Genomic DNA, 19536 nt, shown 5'->3' with positions numbered 1-19536 from the left:
GGACTTTTTTTGTGCGGTGGATGGGCGAGGGGCGATCGCCCAAAATTGATTGTCAAAATGCTATACTCAAAATCAGAAAATAGTTGTACAATGTTTTTCTAGTCGTTTTTTACCGCTCCGCCTCCAAGGTGAAAGCAGGTGAAAGCAGGTAAAAAACAGTAAGCGCGGGCGTAATTCAGTGGTAGAATGTCAGCTTCCCATGCTGAACGTCGTGGGTTCGAGTCCCACCGTCCGCTTGCGAAAAAACTCTTTAAAACTCTTGAGGAATCAAGGGTTTTGGCGTTTCTAGGGCTGGGTCTCTGTGGTGGCACAGGATGTTTTTGGAGACAAACACAGGGTTTTTGATGGCTGTTTGGAGACAATTTGGAGACAATTTGGAGAGTATTTGGAGTGTCTCTAAATATGGCTTTGGTTAAGCGCCTAGCTCTGCCAATACGTCCAGCACAGTTTCCATATCCGCCAAATCAGCCCTCGACTTTTTGCGTGGTGCTTTTAACCCACATTCCGCACCTCTACTAGACGTATGGCTCATGGTAAAATTTCAAAAGCGACAGGACAAGGTTAGCACTTTGGAGACAATTTCGAGACCACACGGGATACAAAAATCAGCTCGGGGGATGTAACCATTTGCCAGTATCGGGTTCTATGAGTGATGCTTACCTCTTCCGCTGAACCTCGTGGGTTCGAGTCCCACCATCCGCTTTGACTGAATTTTCATATAATTTAATTATGAAAATTAATTACTCTTATCAATTCAATCTATGGCTTATTTCTTAACCGCTGCTTTATATAAGTTCGTTGAACTACCTGATTTTGCTGAGCTGAAAGCACCGCTACTCGATTGTTGCAACAACAACAACGTTAAAGGCACTATCTTGCTGGCCCAAGAAGGCATTAATGGCACTATTGCCGGCTCGTCCGAGGGCGTACACGCAGTGCTGGCCTTCTTGCGTAGTGACCAGCGTTTTGCGGATCTGGTACACAAGGAATCTTTCTCGGAAAAAGCACCTTTTTACCGTCTGAAAATACGCTTGAAGCGCGAAATAGTCACGATGGGAGTACCGGACATTAATCCCCGCCTCATGGCTGGCAAATATGTTAAGCCTGATGAGTGGAATAAGCTGCTTGACGATCCCGATGTTGTCGTGGTTGATGTGCGTAACGACTTCGAGGTATCTATGGGTACTTTTGAAGGCGCTATTAATCCCAAAACAAAAAGCTTTTCTGAGTTACCTGAATGGGTGCGGCGGGAAACTGCTTTACGCAATAAACCCAAGGTGGCAATGTTTTGCACGGGTGGTATTCGCTGCGAGAAATCTACTGCTTTTTTGCGTAGTCAAGGTTTTGAGGAAGTCTATCATCTCGAAGGCGGAATTTTAAAATATTTGGAAACGGTGCCGGAAGCAGAAAGTCGTTGGGAAGGTGAATGTTTTGTCTTTGATGAACGGGTTTCTGTTGGTCAGGACTTAAAGCCTGGTAACTATGAACTTTGTCGCGGTTGTCGTCACCCGATTAGTCAGGAAGATAAGGCTTCTGAATTCTTTGTACTTGGTGTGAGTTGTCCTCATTGTCATGACTCAAAAACTGAAACCAAAAAACAAGCTTTATCTGAACGTCAACGTCAGATTGAGCTTGCTAAGCGTCGCAACCAAGTACATATAGGCGCGCGCTACGATGCGAAGGAAAAAGTAGATGAGGCCTGCGACTAATATTATTATTCACTAAGCTCAAAGAAACCCAGTTTCTACGAAAAATCTTGTTTGGCGACGAGAAATATCGAAAGAAACCGGGTTTCTGACCCGAAAAACCCGATCGTGCGATCGACTAAACATATAATATGTCAGCAACATACCCGATTTTGTATTCCTTTCGCCGCTGTCCCTATGCTATGCGGGCGCGCTTGGCCTTGATGGTTAGCAATCGGGTGTGTGAGTTACGGGAAGTTGTTTTGCGAGAGAAACCACCAGAGATGTTGGAGGTATCTCCCAAAGGTACAGTACCAATATTGATTGATGTTGACGGGCGTGTACTCGATCAAAGTATCGATATCATGTTGTGGGCATTGAGACAACACGATCCTGACAAATGGTTGATGCCACAGCAAGGTTCTGTTACAGAAATGCTGGAACTAATCGCTCTATTTGATGATAGGTTTAAATATCATCTTGACCGTTATAAGTACCCGGATCGTTATCCAGGTGTTGATGCCCAAATACATCGTTATGAGGGTTCTTTATTCCTGGAAAAACTCAACTCACAGTTAAGTGCCACTAAATATTTGTTTGGTAACAATGTAGCATTGGCTGATATGGCGATCGCACCTTTTGTTCGTCAATTTGCTCATACAGATCAAACTTGGTTCAACGAACAGCCTTGGCCTGGGCTACAAGCTTGGTTAGCAGGGTTCACAGAGTCGGAAATTTATAGCAGTGTGATGCAGAAATATCCGAAATGGGAATCCGGGAATCTAGGCGTTATTTTTCCTTCCTCGTAATTAGTTATTCAGGACTTACGGACTCAAGGGCGTTGAATCAAGGGTTTGAGATTGTTTCACTAGGTTTTCTTGGGACAGAAAATGGTAGTAGGTGCGTCAGTCCTATTATACTTATTCGCTGTCAGCATATTTATTCAATGCCCAAAATGTTAGTTACCATGCTAAACTTATTGTTTTCCGAATGCCAGATTGACCGAAAGCATCGAGGATACCCGCCACGTGATTCATTCCTTCGGAGACTCAAGACGGAGAAATCAAAAACGTGTATCCGATGAAACTTGCCGAACGTATTTATCCGTGGTGTCAATGCTTCAAATCTAAAATCTAAAATCTAAAATCTAAAATCGATTGACTGTCATTTGACTAGAAAAGTGACGGCGGCAAAAATCGCATTTTGCTAAAATTTTTAACTTGAAAGGCGTTAGTGTATTCTAGTAAGTATTGTCAGGCTGAAATTATGATTGATGTTGGTTCGTTAGTTCGATCGCCCAGAAACGATTTGGGAGTCGGAAAAGTTGTTGAGGTATCGCGTATCGAGGCGGTAGTTGAATATTTTTGCTCAGTTAAAAATCGCATCCGCAAAACCGTGCCCTTAAGTCTACTGCAAGAAGCTAGACTTCAGCGCCAAACCCGCTGCTACCTCTGGAGTACCACTCAGGAAAGATGGATAATTGGGCGAGTTTATGATTGGGATGAAGATAAATTAGAGTACGAAATTGACCTGCCCGACAGCCAAAGTTTGCAAGCTGTTGAAACCGAACTTTACGTTCGCTGCAATATCCCGATCGCCGATCCGATCGACATTTTAGCAGTCAAAGGCCAAGAAACGCCGTATTTTCACGATCGCCGATTGGCATTTGTTCAATCTGCGATCGAACAGCGGGCCGTCAGCCGCGGCATGACCGGTTTAATTTCTGCTAACATAGACCTCTATCCGCACCAAGTTGAAGTCGTGCGGCGCGTCCTAGAAGACCCAATCGTGCGCTATTTATTGGCAGACGAACCAGGACTGGGAAAAACAGTAGAAGCCGGCACAATTCTCCGCCAATTCCTGCTAGATGAACCCAACGGACGCGCTGTGGTACTGGTTCCGAAATACTTGCTCGAACAGTGGCGGCAGGAGTTGGAAAATAAATTCTATTTGTCTCATTTTGCTGACCGAGTGCAGCTTGTTGCTGTTAGCGAAATCAATCAAATTAGCCGCAACGCTAACCTGGATTTTCTGATTGTTGATGAAGCGCATGATGTGGCGGCAATGGCAAATTCGAGCGATCGCGCTCAGCAGCAGTCCTTTGAACTCTGTCAGAAACTAGCTCAGAAAAGCAAAAATGTATTGTTATTATCTGCAAGGCCAGTTCTCGGCCACGAGCAAGATTTTCTAACGATGCTGCACTTGCTAGATCCCACAACTTACCGTCTTGATGACCTGGAAAGCTTCAAGGAACAGGTGCAAAACCGTCAAGAAATCGGCCGCGCTTTGCTAGATTTCCGAGAAAATTCCCAGCCTGCTGTTTTGCAAACAAAACTCGCTCAACTTCGCACTATTTTTGCCAAAGATGATTATTTAATCGGATTAGCAACAGAGTTAGAAAGTTGTTTGAAAACTAAAGAAACAGCAGAACAGGCTCGGCTTGTCCGAACTATTCGCACTCACGTTAGCGATACCTACCGCCTCCATCGTCGCATCCTTCGCAACCGCCGGGATGCGGTTGAAGATGTGATTTTCGAGCGAGATGCTGTCCCCAAAACTGAGTACGATCTGAATGATGAACAGTGGTCGGAAATTCAAACCGTACTCGATAAATGGCGCACAGTGGCTCCCAAGTCGAGCGAATATCAGAGAATTTTTCTGCTATTTTTCCGCGCTTCTGGTACTTGGCTGAATGTTTTAGAACGGGTTGTCAAAGCTCGTTTGCAGAAAAAATCGACTCCAGAACTCGATCGCGAATTTGGACAAAATGACACGGCGATTTTGACCAAAACTGCGCTGTTTCCCGAAGAAAGGGAAATGCTGGAAACCTTGCTCAATACCCTGGAAAAGCCCCAGGAAGGGCTGGATCGACTGAGTTTGTTACGAATCGCGGTTCTCCGATTTCTGGCAGTTGCTTTGAAGGTTCCGCGCGAGTATCACAGCAAACCTCGCGATTTGCTGTCGAGAATTCAACAGCAAATTAAACGACCGATTCCGGGCGAGCGTTTCCCGAAAATTGTGATTTTTACCAGTTTTACTGCAACTTGTAAAGAGATTGCGGAAAATTTAGCTAAAATCTTTGGTAAAAATGCGATCGCCAGCCATGACACGAGCAAATCGGCTGATGATGTTGAGGCTAGTCTCAAGCGGTTTAAGACTGAGCCGCATTGTTTTATCTTAGTGTGCGATCGATCGGCCGAAGCAGGGGTAAATCTGCAATTGACAGATTGGTTAGTTCACTTCGATTTGGCGTGGTTTCCCAACCAGTTAGAACAAAGACTCGGCAGAGTCGATCGCATTGGCAGCAAAATGGGAGTGCAATTTTGTTTGTTTGCAGGCCCGGATTTGCCAGAGAGTCCCCACGAAGCTTGGTTTCAAGTTTTAAAAGATGGGTTTGATATCTTCAACAAATCTATTGCCAGCCTTCAGTTTTATGCTGAGGAAAAACTTCTCAAACTTGAAGAAAAGTTGTTTGCTGAGGGAGGCAAGGGCTTATCCAGCGAAATTGAAGCGATTAAAACTGAAATCGCACAAGAGAAAATCAAAATTGACGAACAGTACGTTCTCGATGAAATTGATACTCTGGATGACAGTGCATCTCAGTATTTTGAATCTCTCGACAACTGCGATGCTAAGCATAAAGAAATGCAGCGGGCTACTGAAGGTTGGTTGTGTCAAGCTCTTCACTTCAAACAAATCGAACATCCGAGTATATCGGGGTTGATGCGCTATAAACCTACTCAAAAAACGTTAATTCCCTCGAACGATTTGATGACCAGATTGGTTCCTTATTGCCAGCAATATGGTAGTTACAATCGCCGCATTGCTTATCAGAATGCGGATGTCGCTCTTTACCGCATTGGTGAGGGGTTGATCGATGCAATTAGCTCTTATATTCGCTGGGACGATCGCGGTCAAGCTTTTGCCATGTGGCGGCATGATGAAAGTTGGGATGCGGAGCCCGGGAAGGAGTGGTTCGGCTTTCAGTTTAATTATTCAATCCAGACTGATGTGCAGCCAGCCAAGCAAGTTTTGCAAGCACAAAACATCGAAAATTACAACTTGAAAGCTTTGCAGCGCCGCGCTGATGCTCTGTTTATCCCAATATTTGAAACTGTGTTTGTAGATGCTCGCAGTGAGCAGATGTCTCTGGTGGAAGATGCGGAACTTCTGGCGATTCTGCAGCGGGATTATAAGGGGAAAGGTGGGCCGAATCGGGATTATAATTTGTCGAAAAATCGCACGTCGCTGATTGACAGTTTTGTCGATCCGCTAGAATGGGATGATTTTTGTCAAAAGGGACGGGTGGTATCGGAGGAGTTGCTGCGCGGGCGATCGGCTTTTGTGGAAATGTGCGATCGATCTGCTGTTACTGCTGCTATCCAACTAGAAAACCGGGTGAATCAATTGCAATTGCGGTTGAATCGACTTTCTAAATCCGAACAACTTTTAGAATCGGTTTTGGCTGATGAAATTAGTACGGAAAGTTTGTTGAGTCAAGCGGTTTTAGCTGGGATTCGCCGCCCGCACATGACTCTTGAGTCTGTGGGATTTATGGTGATTTCTGGGCGTCCTCCTGTAAAGTCGGAGGATGAGGGATAATTTGTTTGGGAGGGCGATCGCTCTTTTTGGGGGCGATCGCTTTTTAGCAACCGCAGATGCAGGCGGATAAACGCGGATGGACGCAGATGAAGGAAAGGGCGATCCGTTTTATCTAAACTGGGGAAGTGACAGCAATTTTTAGGTTATGGGACTGCAAAAATGATAAGATAAAAGCAGTAGTAATGAGTAGCAGTAAGGAACCCCACGCTTAAAAGCGGGGGCTTTTAGGAAGTCCGGCTCGATCGCCAGCGGTGCAAGAAGAAAGCCCGAACCTTACCAGAGACAGGATTAGACCTACGTTTTTAGAGTCATGATACCGGAAAATGCGACGCTAGTTTTCCGCTCTATCGCCAAAAGTTAAACAGGATTAACGGGGTTAAACCAGTGCTTTTGGCATAACAAGCTCCTAAAACATTCAAGGGAGCGAACTTTACCCAGCAATGGAGGACTTTGTGTCTAATTTCGTTTTTGTACTTGATATCCACAAACGACCGCTCAATCCAATTCGTCCAGGATTGGCTCGCAAATTGCTAACCACTGGCAAAGCTGCTGTTTTTAAAAGATATCCATTCACACTCATTCTCACGGTAGAGATAACAGCACCCCAGGAACCAATCACTCTTAAATTAGACCCTGGCTCCAAGGCTACTGGAATCGCATTAGTGCAAGGAAAAGACGTAATCTTTGGTGCAGAACTAGCTCACCGAGGTCAAGCTATTAAAGCTGGTCTGGAGTCTCGCCGTTCATTGCGTAGAGGCAGAAGAAATCGTCATACCCGCTACCGAAAAGCTAGATTATTAAACAGAACTCGCTCGAAAGGGTGGTTGGCTCCAAGCTTGCAACATCGTGTAGAAACAACCTTAACTTGGGTAAAGAGATTGAGGAAAGTTGCTCCCATTGCTTCTGTTTCGCAAGAACTTGTGCGGTTCGACTTGCAACAATCAGAAAACCCAGAAATTAGTGGACTGGAGTACCAGCAAGGCGTTCTATACGGCTACGAGATCCGCGAATATTTATTGAACAAATGGGACAGAAAGTGCGCGTATTGTGGAATTACGGATATGCCACTACAAGTCGAACACATTCATCCCAGAGCCAAAGGCGGATCTAATCGAATTTCTAATCTGTGCCTTGCTTGTGATACTTGCAACAAAAAGAAAGGCACTCAAGATATTGAGCAATTCCTATCTAAAAAGCCCGATATTTTAAAGCGGATTCTCTCCCAAGCAAAACGTTCCTTAAAAGATGCAGCAGCAGTTAATTCAACTCGCTGGGCGTTGTTTAACGGACTCCGTTTGACGACTGGTTTACCAGTTTCTACTGGCAGTGGTGGCTTAACAAAATTTAATCGCACTCGTTTGCAGCTACCTAAATCCCACTGGTTAGATGCTGCTTGCGTAGGCAAAGTCGAAGAATTAAAGGTGCTGACTTTTCAACCGCTGTTAATAAAAGCAGCCGGACACGGTACTCGACATATGTGTGGCACAAATAGGTTTGGCTTCCCAGTTCGACACAGATCGAAAAAGCAGATCCATTTTGGTTTTCAAACGGGCGATATTATCAGCGCTACCGTCACCGCAGGCAAGAAAGTCGGTTCCTACGTGGGACGAGTTCTTTGCCGTGCATCCGGTTCGTTCGACATCGCTACAATGAAGGGAAGAGTAGCAGGAATTAGCCATAAATATTGCAAACCTATTCACAAAAAAGATGGCTATTCCTATGGATTTTGATTCAAGGCGACTGAAGTCGCAGCCGCTTTCCTCCCCATGTCGGTAGCCCGGGGCTTGTCGCTCGTTTTTTGGTGATTTAGTTAAAAGCCACGCTTCGGCCTGACATCAAAGCGCGTCGATCGCATGGAAATTAAACCGCACAGCCAAAATGAAGAAGTCTCAAATAAAAATTCTGCTCGTAGAGGACGATGGAGGGCTGAGAGCAACACTGGCAAATGTGTTGGAAGCAAATCATTACGGGTTGGATCGGGCAAATGATGGACAAGTGGGCCTAGACTTGGCAGCAGCAATTGAGTACGATCTAATTGTGTTAGACGTGCAGGTTCCCAAACTCGATGGAATTAGTCTATGTCGGCAATTTCGATCGCAAGGCTACCACAAACCGATCCTGTTAATGACGGCAAAGGATTCAGATGCGGAGGTGGTGGCTCTTCTCGATGCGGGAGCCGATGATTACATCAGCAAGCCTTTTGCTACGGAAGTATTACTGGCAAGAATCCGAACTTTATTGCGACGCAGTAAAGCACTTTACCCAGGAGGTTCTACTCAGAAGTCAGCGGCTAATACATTGACTTGGGGAGAGCTTTGTTTAGATTTAGAGTCTGGTAGAGTGACATTTTGCGAACAAATAATTTCACTGACACCGACCGAATATAATCTGCTGGAATTATTACTGCGAAATCCCGATCGCATCTTTAGTCGCAGTGCTATTTTGGATCGTTTGTGGGGATTTGATGACGCACCAACCGATCGCGCCATTATCACTCATATTAAGGATGTCAGAAAGAAATTGAAGGCCGGCGGCTTAACTGAAGAAATCATCGAAACAGTTTATGGCATGGGCTATCGACTGAAACCGTACACCCAATCTGCATCGTCTAGTTCAAATAATCTTGGGATTGAGCGCACCAAAAAACATCAATCTCACGGGGTAGATAAGTCCGAAAGCTACAAAGTGTTAGAGCGGTTTCGGGGATGCTTCAACCAACAAATTGCTGTATTGGAACAGGCAAAAACTGCTCTATTAGCAGGAAATTTAGAAACAGAATTACAGCACGCGGCCAAACATGAAGCTCATAAATTAGCTGGCTCTCTGGGATCTTTTGGTTATCCCGAAGGCTCGAAATTGGCACGCTCGGCAGAGCATTTGCTAATAAAATATCGCTCTTTGACTGCTGAGGAAATTACCCGCTTCTCGGAATTGGTGACAGGATTACAGCAGGAATTAGCCAAAACACCGATTACATCAACGGCTGTACCAGTTTCTACTATTTCAACTTTCAACTATCGGGTTTTGGTAGTTGATGATGATGCTGCATTAACGGAGCGATTGAAAGTAGAATCCGAAGCTTGGGGATTGCGGATGAAAATTGCGCCGAATATTACTGCTGCCCGATCGCGTCTTGCTTTGTCAATGCCCGATGTGATGTTACTAGATTTAAGTTTTGCAGAGACAGAGGAAGATGGATTGACGCTACTGCGAGAACTCACCGAGCGATCGCCTACTCTTCCTATAATTGTCTTTACCGGACGAGATAGTCTTGCCGATCGCTTGGCAGTATCGCGCTTAGGTGCTAAGCAATTTCTGCACAAACCTGCAACCACCGAGCAAATTTTTCGAGCCATCGCCCGTGTTCTACCCAGTCCCAAAACTTCAGAAGCCAAAGTCTTAATCGTAGATGATGACCCTGTGATGCTGGTTAAATTATCAGCGTTACTGACTCCTTGGGGACTTGAGGTGACAAATCTCCAAGAACCACAGCAATTTTGGGAGGTGTTAATTACCATTGAGCCCGATTTAGTAGTGCTGGATCTAGAAATGCCGATCGTCAGTGGCTTAGAATTGTGTCAGATCGTCCGACAGGATATCCAATGGGAAAATTTACCGATTTTGGTGGTGACAGCCCATACCGATCCAGAATCTCTGCAACAAGCCTTTGCAGCGGGAGCCGATGATTTTATTACCAAGCCGGTACTAGGGCCTGAATTAGTCACGCGGGTCCTCAGCCGAATCAGGCGCAGTCGTCCTTTACTTCAGGGTGGGAATACTTAAATACAACTTATACCAATTTTTTATGAGGCCCCGTAGAATCCGATCCCCCCGGCGCCCCCTTAATAAGGGCAGGGCGGTTTCATTCTCACCAAAAGGTTTTTGTAGGGGCGGTGCCCCCGTGCCCGCCCCCACCCACAGACGATTTCACAGGCGTTTGGGACATGGGGGCAACCACGGGGGGATTGCCCCTACAAGAGAATGAAACAGCCCCCCCTTAGCAAGGGGGGGTGGGGGGGGTAATTACATGGCACGTTCAGTCAATTTTGTCAAGACTTGATTCGATCGCTCGACAAAATCCTTCATCCCTTCAGCATCGAAACCCTTCTGGGCCATCAAAGCCAAGTCGTAAACGTGGTGACAAATCATACTCGCCAACTGGGCCGACGGAGACTCGCCGCCGCCTTGAATAATCGCACCCTGACTCAAACTCGCCAGATTTTGAATCAGCGGGTGAGAGGTATTCACCAGCAAAACGTGGTCTTCGGGGAATTCGGCCGCTTGCTGCTGCAAAAGCGCCGTCATATCCCGCATCCGGCGCAAAGCTTCCGGCAAAAGTACGATCGCAGGTGGCGTCGCCTCCGCAGAGTCAGACTTCAAAGCTTCTGTGCGAATGTTCACTTTCGGCTTGTTGAGAGCTTTTTGGAACATTTCTTGAACTTGTTCGCTGCGAGTTTTATTCGTCGCCGGATCGACAATTTCCGCTTCTTTCTCTTTGTCAATTAGCGTTTCGTCGATGTCGGAATCAACCCGCGAGAATTTGACATCTGAGTATTCTCGTTCCAAGAAACTGATAAAGTGCGTGTCGATGAAAGAATCCATAAACAGCACTTCTAAACCTTGGCTTTTGTGCATTGCCACGTAAGTTGCTTGAGACGCCGGATCGGTACAATAAAACACCCGATTTTCATGGCGTTTTTGATTGCGTTCCAAATACTCTTTCAGCGTCGTGTAAGGTTGCGTCGAAGTAGAATTTTCCGACTTCGGAGTGACATCTTGCCACAAATCTCCTTCCTCACTTTGCACCTGAACTTCTGGCGTTACAGTTTCTGGCTTGTCCGCTGTTGGTTCGTAGGTGCTGCGGTAGATTAAGATATCTTCGACTTGCTTTTTGAACTTGTCATCGTTGAGAGTTCCAAACTTTACAAAAGTGCCGATATCTTGCCAGCAGCGGATGTATTCGTCACGGTCGTCGCGGTAGAGTTCTTTCAGGCGATCGCCCACTTTTTTCGCAATATAATCAGCAATTCTCCGCACAGTGCGATTGCTTTGCAAAGAACTGCGAGAAACGTTCAGCGGAATATCGGTACTGTCAATAACTCCCCGCAGCGGCATCAAGAATTTCGGGATAATTTCTTCGCAGTGGTCGCTGACAAAAACCTGGTTGCAGAATAGCTTGATATTGCCTTGGGTAACATCGACATCCGGGCGCAGTTTTGGAAAGTAAAGAATGCCGTTGACAATAAAAGGATAATCTGTATTCAGGTGTACCCACAGCAGTGGCTCGTCTTGGAAGGGGTAAAGGTAGCGGTATAGTTCTAAGTAATCTTCTTTTTGCAAATTGCTGGCTGATTCCCGCCAAATTGCTTTGTGCTTGTTGAGTTCCTCACCCTCAAATTTGATGGGAACGGGCATGAAATCGCAGTAAGTTTTGATTAACTGCTTAATGCGAGTGGGTTCTACATATTCTTGTTCTTCATCTTGGAGGGTAAGAGTAATAGTAGTGCCGCGTTCGGTGCGGGAAGATTCTGATAGTTCAAAAGCGGGAGAACCGTCGCAAGACCAGTGTACGGCTTGCGCGCCTTCTTGGTAAGAAAGAGTATCAATGTCTACTTTCTTCGCCACCATGAAAGAAGAGTAGAAACCTAGGCCGAAGTGACCGATAATTGCGTCCTCGCCGCTGCCTTGGTATTTTTCAATAAATTCTTCTGCGCTGGAGAAAGCGACTTGGTTGATGTATTTTTTTACCTCATCGGCGGTCATGCCGATGCCGTTATCGGAAATTGAGAGGGTTTTGTTTTCTTTGTCGATCGCTATGTTGATTTGCGGTTCGCCCACCTCGCCGCTGTATTCGCCGGAACGAGAAACCATTTTGAGTTTGGCAATGGCATCGACGGCGTTAGAAATTAGTTCCCGCAAGAAGACTTCGTGGTCAGTGTATAGCGACTTCTTGATAATCGGGAAAATATTTTCGGTATGGATTGAAATTGTTCCCTGTTCTAAAACTGTCATAATTTTTCGCTAGGTATTTGTCGGTAATGAACCGTGATTAGTCATTGGTCATTGGTCATTGGTCATTAGTTATTAATTGTTAGTCGAGCTGAATTTTCCTGTTATACGTTGTTAGCTACTAACTACTAACTACTAACTACTAACTACTAACTACTAACTACTAACTACTGACTACTGACTGAGGACTAATGACTATTTAATGATTTTCGGCGATCGTGCTACCTTTTGCCAAAGGGATTACCCGAAATAACTGATTCGGTTTCCCTCACATGGTAACTCACAAAGGCAATCGCAGGAAAAAGGTGCTGCCACAGCCCAATTCGCTGCGGGCGCTGAGGCTGCCGCGGTGCGCGCGGGCTATGGTTTGGGCGATCGCCAATCCCAGTCCCGAACCGCCGGTATGGCGCGATCGATCGCTGTTGACTCGGTAGAATCGATCGAATATTCGCTCTAAATCTGCCGCCGCGATCCCAATACCGGTATCTTGAACCTGAACAATCGCCTCAATGTGATTGCAATCTAAAATAACTGTTACTTTCCCGCCCGCCGGAGTGTATTGAATGGCATTAACAATTAAATTAGCAACTAAGCGATAAAGTTGGTCGGAATTGCCGACAACATTTAATTGCTGTTGTACGCGCATTTCGGATGTTAGCGCTACCTTTGAGGCGATCGCCAAAGCTGCCAATTCCTCTACTAAATCGCTAACAAGGTCATTCAAACAACACAATTGAGGGCGATCGCGTATCGCTTGATTATCCATGCGAGCCAGTAGCAGCAAATCAGCCACTAACTGAGTTAATCGTCGGTTTTGGCGCTCTACAGTTCGCAAAATTTCCCGCGCCTCTTTTTCATCCAATTGAGGCGTCAACAGCGCTGATTCTACTGTCGCCTGCGAAGCCGCTAAAGGCGTCCGCAATTCGTGAGCAGCATCCGCTGTAAACTGTTGAATTTGTCGGTAGGAAGAATAAATCGGTTTCATGGCTAATCCTGCCAATAACCAACTAGCAAAGCCTATCAAAATCAATGCTGTAGGCAATCCTAATTTTAAAACCCATTTCACTGTACTGAGATAATCATTAAAGTCTTGCAGGCTCCGACCAACTTGAAAATATCCCCAATCTTGCTGTGTTTGGGTGTGGAGCGCTACAGAAATTTGGTGAAAAACATTACCTTTAGTATCAGTTATTGTTTGCCAGTATTGGGAGTTGAATTCGGCTGGTAATTCTTCTGGATAAGCGCCGGCGGTAGCAATTAATTTCCCCGACTCATCAAATAAACGAATATAGTAATAGCCTTGGTTGATAGCGCTTAAAATATGGCGGCTTGGCAACTGTTCTTTAATGCCTTTAACTCCCATTAGGCGGAGGTTGGGCAAAAGCTCATTGACTATTGGTTCTAGGCGTCCGGGCTGCTGCAATTTTGTTTCTAGGCTGTCGTGTAGCGTCCCCGCTACCGATTCTAATTCGCGGTCTATGGCTACCCAGTGAGCGTGGGCGATCGACTTATATACGCCCAATCCCAACAAGCTTAAAATCAAACCCATTACTGCTGCATAGGAAAGAGCTAATTGCCAGCGAGTTCGGTTAAAGAGTTTATTTTGATTCACATTGATTCGAGCGCTCTTTTTTAAGGTAAATATCCCAAGGTAAATAATACATTATTTTCTAATTGTACCAAGATTTCTGGATTAACTTCACCAATTTTATTTCGCAATCGTGTTTTATCCAAAACTCGCATTTGATGGCACAAGGCAACGGAATCTTGAGTCAATCCTCCCTCACCGCTGGGTATGAAAACAGATGAAGGGAGAGAGGCACGGCGCAGATTAGTTGTTAGAGGAATACTGATAACAGTAGTCGTGTATCTCGCAATAGTATCGTTCTGGAAAATAATTATGGGACGTACACCTGCCTGTTCGGAACCTTGCGTAGGATCGAGGGCTGCAATCCAGATTTCACCCCGTCTGACTGTCATGCCAAATCCTCATGTTTTAGGAGTTCTGCATATTCGCTCATTCCGAGTTCCGCAAGTTGTCGGTCTTCTTCGGCAAATTCGCTGTAGAGTGCAGCTAAGTTAGTTTCATCGATTGCTGGAATAGTAACTAATTTGGCACGAAATTTCAGGAAAGCAATAAATTCAAATACTTGTTTGAGTTGTTCTATATCGAGCTTTTCTAACTCTTGTTGGATTAAATCTTTCATGGCAGTCATTTTTCCGATCGAGTTTTCTATATTATAGCTAGATACTGGAAACGAGGTATATTCCCCCCGCCGTTGCCCCTACTACTTTAATTTTTCATCCGGTATCCGACGCCGTGTACAGTTTCAATTAAATTCGCGCTGCCAACTGATTCGAGTTTGCGCCGCAGCAAGCGCACTTGAGCGGCTACTACATTGCTAAAAGTATCTGCACTTGCTTCCCATATCTGATTCCGAATTTGGTCGGTGGTGACAATTTGGTTCGGATGTTTCATAAAATATTCTAACAGTTGAAATTCTTTGTTTGTCAGCGAAATTATCTGGTTTTTGCCGTGGGTATCGAGATGACAAGCAGTGCGATTTCCGCAGTCGAGAACGAGATTTCCTACTTGTAGCTGTTGGGGCTGAATTTGGGGCGATCGCCTCTGCAATGCCCGCAACCTTGCTAACAGTTCCGCCATCCCGAACGGCTTGACTAAATAATCGTCAGCCCCGGCATCTAGTCCCGCAACTTTATCTTCCATTCGGTCTTTTGCTGTCAGCATCAAAACGGGCAGTGCGCTATGTTTGGCACGCAATCTCCGCAGCAGTTCCAATCCTGACAATCCTGGTAGCAACCAGTCAAAAATAGCGAGGGTGTATTGCGTCCACTGGCTGTCTAAATATTCCCAAGCTTCATTGCCATCTAGGGCCCAATCAACTATATATTTTTCCTGCTTTAGGGTTCGCTCGATCGCTTTCCCTAAATCGGGCTCATCTTCAACTAGCAAAACTCTCATAACTCTAATTTATAGCGGTAAATCCTTATACATTGTTAGCGATCGGCAGCATCTACCCCAACATCTAACCTCACATACTGAGATGAAATCAGCATGAAATTTTCTAATTTCGCAGAAAAAGATGATAGTTGACAATTATTGACAACAAGCTGGAAATGTCTTATACTCAAACGCAATCAAATTTTTGATAATTTTTTTCAATAAGTATGACAGATTTATCCGATCGTCCCCCCATGAAAAAGCCGGGGCGCTGGAGTCGCCGCCAACTGCTACAGCTAGGAATAGCTGGGGCTGGGGTAGCGGGCGGCGCGATCGCATTGCAAAATTTGACTCGCAAACCGACATCAGTCGCGAGAGTACCGCCAATGCCCGCAGATGCAGTCACCATCAGCAATATCAACCCCATGCAAATTGCGCGGGATTTTGATTACGGCACGGTGACGCGCGAAAACGGGCGCACGGTACGCGAATTTCGCATGGAAGCTAATACTTCGATCGTCCAACTTAACAGCGCCGTCACCTTCAACACCTGGAACGTGAACAATCGCGTGCCGGGGCCGACATTGAGGGCAACTGAGGGCGATCGTATCCGCGTCATCTTTTATAACAAAGCCGGACATTCTCATTCGCTGCACTTTCACGGCGTTCATACCAGCGAAATGGATGGCGTTAAACCTGTGAAAAACGGTTCGGTATTTATTTATGAATTCGATGCCCAGCCTTACGGAGTGCATCTATATCACTGCCACATTGCTCCTGTAACTCGCCATATCGGTAAAGGACTTTATGGAATGTTCATCATCGATCCGCCCAAACCCCGTCCTCCCGCCGATGAAATCATGTTAATCATGGGAGGATATGACGTAAACGAGGACGAAAAGAATGAACTTTACGCTTTTAACGGCTTGCCAAATTATTACATGAAGCACCCTATTTCAATCTATAAAAATCAGCTAGTTCGGCTTTACGTTCTCAACCTGATTGAGTACGAAGCAGCAGTAACGTTCCACTTGCACGGTAATTTTTTTGACGTATATCGCACGGGAATGACTTTAACTCCCAGTGAAAGAACTGATGTGATCACAATGGGAGTAGCTGAAAGACATATTTTAGAATTTACCTACGGCTACGCCGGAAAATATATGTTTCATCCCCATCAAGATGCGATCGCCGAAGCTGGCTGCATGGGTGTATTTGAAGTCATCACTTAAACCAAATCCTGCTACCAGGGTGCGCCGATTCAAATAAAGTATGAAATTATTTGACAAGCTCGATCGCAAATAGGTAGAATAAATAACTCGCAAATAATTGAGAATCTTTCTTAATAACTTGTGAATCAAAATGCACATAACGTAAAAATTAGCAACAGCCATGTTATCAACATTTCGTTTATTACTCACATCTTGCACCCTTCTTAAGAACAGGCAAGATGCCTGTTCCACAAACAATGACTTTTCTTGTGGGGTGGGCGTCCCCAAGAACAGGCAAGATGCCTGTTCCACAAACAATGACTTTTCTTGTGGGGTGGGCGTCTCGCCCGCCCGTAGCAGGGTTGTTGCAAATGTTGCAAGATATCGTTTATTATCTACCGCCGCTGCTACAGCCATCCTCGTTGCTCTGGCCGGTTGCGTTTCCCCCACAGCCAGCAACACCGACAGCACACCCTCACCCGCTGCTACAGCCAGTCCCGCAGCCACAAGCGGTCACAGCGGGAATCACGGCGGCAAAGGCGGCATCAACATCAATACTGCCATTCTTTCAGAGTTAGATAAACTCGAAGCCAAGTTAGGAATACCGGCACTTTCTAACAAAATTCAAGCCAGCCGTCCTTACGGGAAAGTCGAAGAATTGGTATCAAAAAATGTCATTACTCAACCCCAATTCGACGAAATTAAAGACATGGTGACTATTGAAGATGTCGTCCTCACAGGTGAAGCCAAAGATGTAGACTTCATGACTAAAATGGGATTGATGAAAGGGCATCTTATCGTAGCAAAAGAACTCTTGGATCAAGGCAAACCAGACCAGGCAGAACCTCACATCGGGCATCCAGTCGAAGAAATTTATGCCGATGTGGAAGATCAGCTAAACGAGCGTAAAATTCCCGAATTTAAGACTACTTTAATTAAATTGCAGGATTTAGTTAAAGCGGGTGCAAAAGACCCGGCTCAAGTGACTGCGGAATTTGACACATCGATGCAAGCTGTAGATGGAGCAATTGCCGCTCTTCCCGAAGCGCAGCGAAAAGATCCGAAATTCGTGCTGCAAGTGATTAACGGCTTGCTGGATACAGCTAATTCCGAATACGGAGCGGCAGTTGCTAACGGCAAAATTTCCGCAATTATTGAATATCAAGATTCGCGGGGTTTTGTCATGTACGCGGAAAACCTGTACCAAGATATCGCCGAGCAAGTGGCTAAAACTAGCCCGGAAATTGACAAAGCAATTGTTGCCAACATGACTGAACTGAAGACAAATTGGCCAACGGCGATCGCACCCCCCGCGCCCGTAAAAACAACCGAAGAAGTCACCAAGCTAGTTAAAACTATCGAAAGCGACAGCCAAAAAGTTCTCAAACCAGCCTCCTAAAAAATCACTTCTCATCAAGAGCGGTAATTGGTAAATAATCTGCCAATTACCTCGCTCCTTAACCACTCCCATTCCTACCATAAAAAAATGAATTTTGGCGAAGCATTGCCCACCTTTGTAATTACTCTCCGCGAAGGAGTCGAAGCCGCCTTAGTTGTCGGCATCGTTCTAGCTTGCCTCAAAAAATCAGGACAAAGTTATTTAAGTCCTTGGGTTTTCGGCGGTGTTGGGGTTGGACTTATTGCCAGCGCTTTGATAGGTGTACTTTTCGGCTGGACTATGCAAATTTTGTCCGCATCCAATCAGCCTTTTGCACCGATTATGGAATCGCTGCTAGAGGCCACCTTTGGGGTTATAGCAATAGCAATGCTGAGCTGGATGCTGATTTGGATGACTAAGCAAGCGCGATTTATGAAAGCCGAAGTCGAAGGCGCTGTGAGTGCCGCCTTAACGCAAAACTCTCATGCCGGTTGGGGCGTATTTAGTTTAGTTTTTATTGCCGTTTTGCGCGAAGGGTTTGAAACTGTTTTGTTTGTCGTCGCCAAGTTTCAACAAGGCATTATTCCAGCCATCGGCGCTTTGGGAGGAATACTTTCAGCCACCGGACTTGGTGTCCTGCTGTTTAAATGGGGAGTCAAAATTAATATCCGCCTGTTTTTTAAATATATGGGCATTTTATTGCTCTTCATTGTAGCGGGTTTAGTGGTATCTACTTTGGGATTATTTGACAGCGCGGTGAATATTTTATCGCAAGCAAATCGCGAGTCAGCAGCGCTGTGTTTCTATTACGAAAGATTTACTAAAATCCACTCTTGTATTCTCGGCCCAATGGTCTGGAATACCTCGAAACTGGTTCCAGAAGACAAGTTTCCCGGTTTGCTGTTGAGTGCGTTGTTTGGCTACACGGATAAGCTCTATGTCGTGCAGGCGATCGCTTATTTCGTCTTTTTAATTACCGTGGGCGGGATTTATTTTCAAAGTTTGGCGGGTCGAGTGTTTTTCCCGTTCAAAAAAAACTCAGGTAACGAAATAAGAAATTAAGTGCGATCGAAACGCGATCGGCTTTGTAGTCGAAATGCAGGAGGCAGTTGTTTGTGGCTAATAACTAATGCGCTCCTAAGTTAGAGCGCATTAGGAAATCAGCCATCTATTGATTGAAGGTAAAACGACCGTCAACTTTTTCTCCCTTAATATCCGCTATCACTTTCACTGGATATTGTCCGGCTTCTGTACCTGGAAAAATCCCGTAGTAATGTTTGCCCTCAGCGTCGTATTTGAGTTCCATAGTTTGTAGTTTTCCATTCGCTAACTGCACTTGAGCGATGACTTTGGCGTCGGTAACGGGTTCGCGTTTGTCCCCTTTTTTCAAATAAAGATCTAAGTGAGTTCCGGTTGCTTGTTTCTGAGTTATAAACTCTAAGTAATAAGCTCCAGACTCGACAACTTGACCTCCTTGAGATGTTTTCGTATGCTCTGTTTTAGCTGTTGCTGCCGGGGAAGCATTTGGAGGTGAAGGCTCAGTTTGAGAGGCTGCTGGATTGGATGTCGGGCTGTTATTTGGATCGCTGGCTTTCTCGCCTTGACTGCAAGCTCCCAAAAACAGCAATCCAACACTACCTAGAACAATTAAATTTGACTTAAGCGATTTCATTTGTTTGACTCCTTGCT

The 19536-nt window shown here is 45.4% G+C and carries 14 protein-coding genes and 1 tRNA gene; 9 read left to right on the top strand and 6 right to left on the bottom strand.

Translation table 11 applies throughout. The annotated features are described in order from the left end of the window. Positions 1-164 precede the first annotated feature (164 nt). From QT990_RS20885 to QT990_RS20860, 6 genes are all read left to right on the top strand, one after another. Positions 165-236 (top strand) — tRNA-Gly (locus QT990_RS20885). Positions 237-761: 525 nt separating this feature from the next. Continuing rightward, positions 762-1709 carry an oxygen-dependent tRNA uridine(34) hydroxylase TrhO gene (gene trhO / locus QT990_RS20880; protein ID WP_333465702.1) on the top strand — a complete coding sequence of 316 codons (948 nt, stop codon included), beginning with the start codon at positions 762-764 and terminating at the stop codon, positions 1707-1709. A gap of 128 nt (positions 1710-1837) precedes the next feature. Next, positions 1838-2494 carry a glutathione S-transferase gene (locus QT990_RS20875; protein ID WP_333310292.1) on the top strand — a complete coding sequence of 219 codons (657 nt, stop codon included), beginning with the start codon at positions 1838-1840 and terminating at the stop codon, positions 2492-2494. Between the two features lie 424 nt (positions 2495-2918). After that, positions 2919-6287 carry a protein DpdE gene (dpdE, locus tag QT990_RS20870; protein WP_333310290.1) on the top strand — a complete coding sequence of 1123 codons (3369 nt, stop codon included), beginning with the start codon at positions 2919-2921 and terminating at the stop codon, positions 6285-6287. A 452-nt stretch (positions 6288-6739) separates the two neighbouring features. After that, positions 6740-8017, top strand: coding sequence for an RNA-guided endonuclease IscB (gene iscB, locus QT990_RS20865; RefSeq protein ID WP_333147520.1), 1278 nt, complete (start codon positions 6740-6742; stop codon positions 8015-8017). A 148-nt stretch (positions 8018-8165) separates the two neighbouring features. Next, on the top strand, positions 8166-10070 hold the full coding sequence (locus tag QT990_RS20860; RefSeq protein ID WP_333465701.1) for a response regulator: 1905 nt from the start codon (positions 8166-8168) through the stop codon (positions 10068-10070). Between the two features lie 240 nt (positions 10071-10310). Here QT990_RS20860 and htpG read toward each other — a convergent pair whose 3' ends face one another. The 5 genes from htpG to rppA form a co-directional block, all read right to left on the bottom strand. Then, positions 10311-12299 (bottom strand): molecular chaperone HtpG, encoded by a 1989-nt coding sequence (gene htpG / locus QT990_RS20855; protein WP_333465700.1) that lies wholly within the window; start codon positions 12297-12299, stop codon positions 10311-10313. Between the two features lie 277 nt (positions 12300-12576). After that, a complete protein-coding gene (gene rppB / locus QT990_RS20850; RefSeq protein WP_333465699.1) occupies positions 12577-13908 on the bottom strand; it encodes a two-component system sensor histidine kinase RppB in 1332 nt (443 codons plus the stop codon). Positions 13909-13928: 20 nt separating this feature from the next. Then, positions 13929-14276 (bottom strand): type II toxin-antitoxin system PemK/MazF family toxin, encoded by a 348-nt coding sequence (locus QT990_RS20845; RefSeq protein ID WP_333142003.1) that lies wholly within the window; start codon positions 14274-14276, stop codon positions 13929-13931. Beyond that, on the bottom strand, positions 14273-14503 hold the full coding sequence (locus QT990_RS20840) for a hypothetical protein (RefSeq protein ID WP_333103822.1): 231 nt from the start codon (positions 14501-14503) through the stop codon (positions 14273-14275). The genes QT990_RS20845 and QT990_RS20840 overlap by 4 nt, the downstream gene beginning before the upstream one ends. A gap of 86 nt (positions 14504-14589) precedes the next feature. Further along, positions 14590-15279: a two-component system response regulator RppA gene (gene rppA / locus QT990_RS20835; protein WP_333465698.1), complete on the bottom strand. Its 690-nt coding sequence runs from the start codon at positions 15277-15279 to the stop codon at positions 14590-14592. A gap of 206 nt (positions 15280-15485) precedes the next feature. Between rppA and QT990_RS20830 the strand changes: the two genes are divergently transcribed. From QT990_RS20830 to QT990_RS20820, 3 genes are all read left to right on the top strand, one after another. Next, a complete protein-coding gene (locus tag QT990_RS20830) occupies positions 15486-16490 on the top strand; it encodes a multicopper oxidase domain-containing protein (RefSeq protein WP_333465697.1) in 1005 nt (334 codons plus the stop codon). Positions 16491-16650: 160 nt separating this feature from the next. Beyond that, the gene (locus QT990_RS20825; RefSeq protein ID WP_333465696.1) at positions 16651-17868 is read left to right on the top strand and encodes a helix-hairpin-helix domain-containing protein; all 1218 of its coding nucleotides are present in this window, start codon (positions 16651-16653) and stop codon (positions 17866-17868) included. 87 nt (positions 17869-17955) lie between these two features. Continuing rightward, entirely contained in the window at positions 17956-18909 is a 954-nt protein-coding gene (locus tag QT990_RS20820) for an FTR1 family protein (protein WP_333141999.1), read from the top strand. A gap of 106 nt (positions 18910-19015) precedes the next feature. Here QT990_RS20820 and QT990_RS20815 read toward each other — a convergent pair whose 3' ends face one another. Continuing rightward, entirely contained in the window at positions 19016-19519 is a 504-nt protein-coding gene (locus QT990_RS20815) for a hypothetical protein (RefSeq protein ID WP_333141998.1), read from the bottom strand. Positions 19520-19536: the final 17 nt, after the last annotated feature.

It is taken from the genome of Microcoleus sp. T3_B1 (assembly GCF_036700445.1).
Lineage (GTDB): Bacteria > Cyanobacteriota > Cyanobacteriia > Cyanobacteriales > Microcoleaceae > Microcoleus.
The sequence above is the reverse complement of the archived record's forward strand: the minus strand, read 5'-3'. Positions and strand labels throughout refer to the sequence as shown.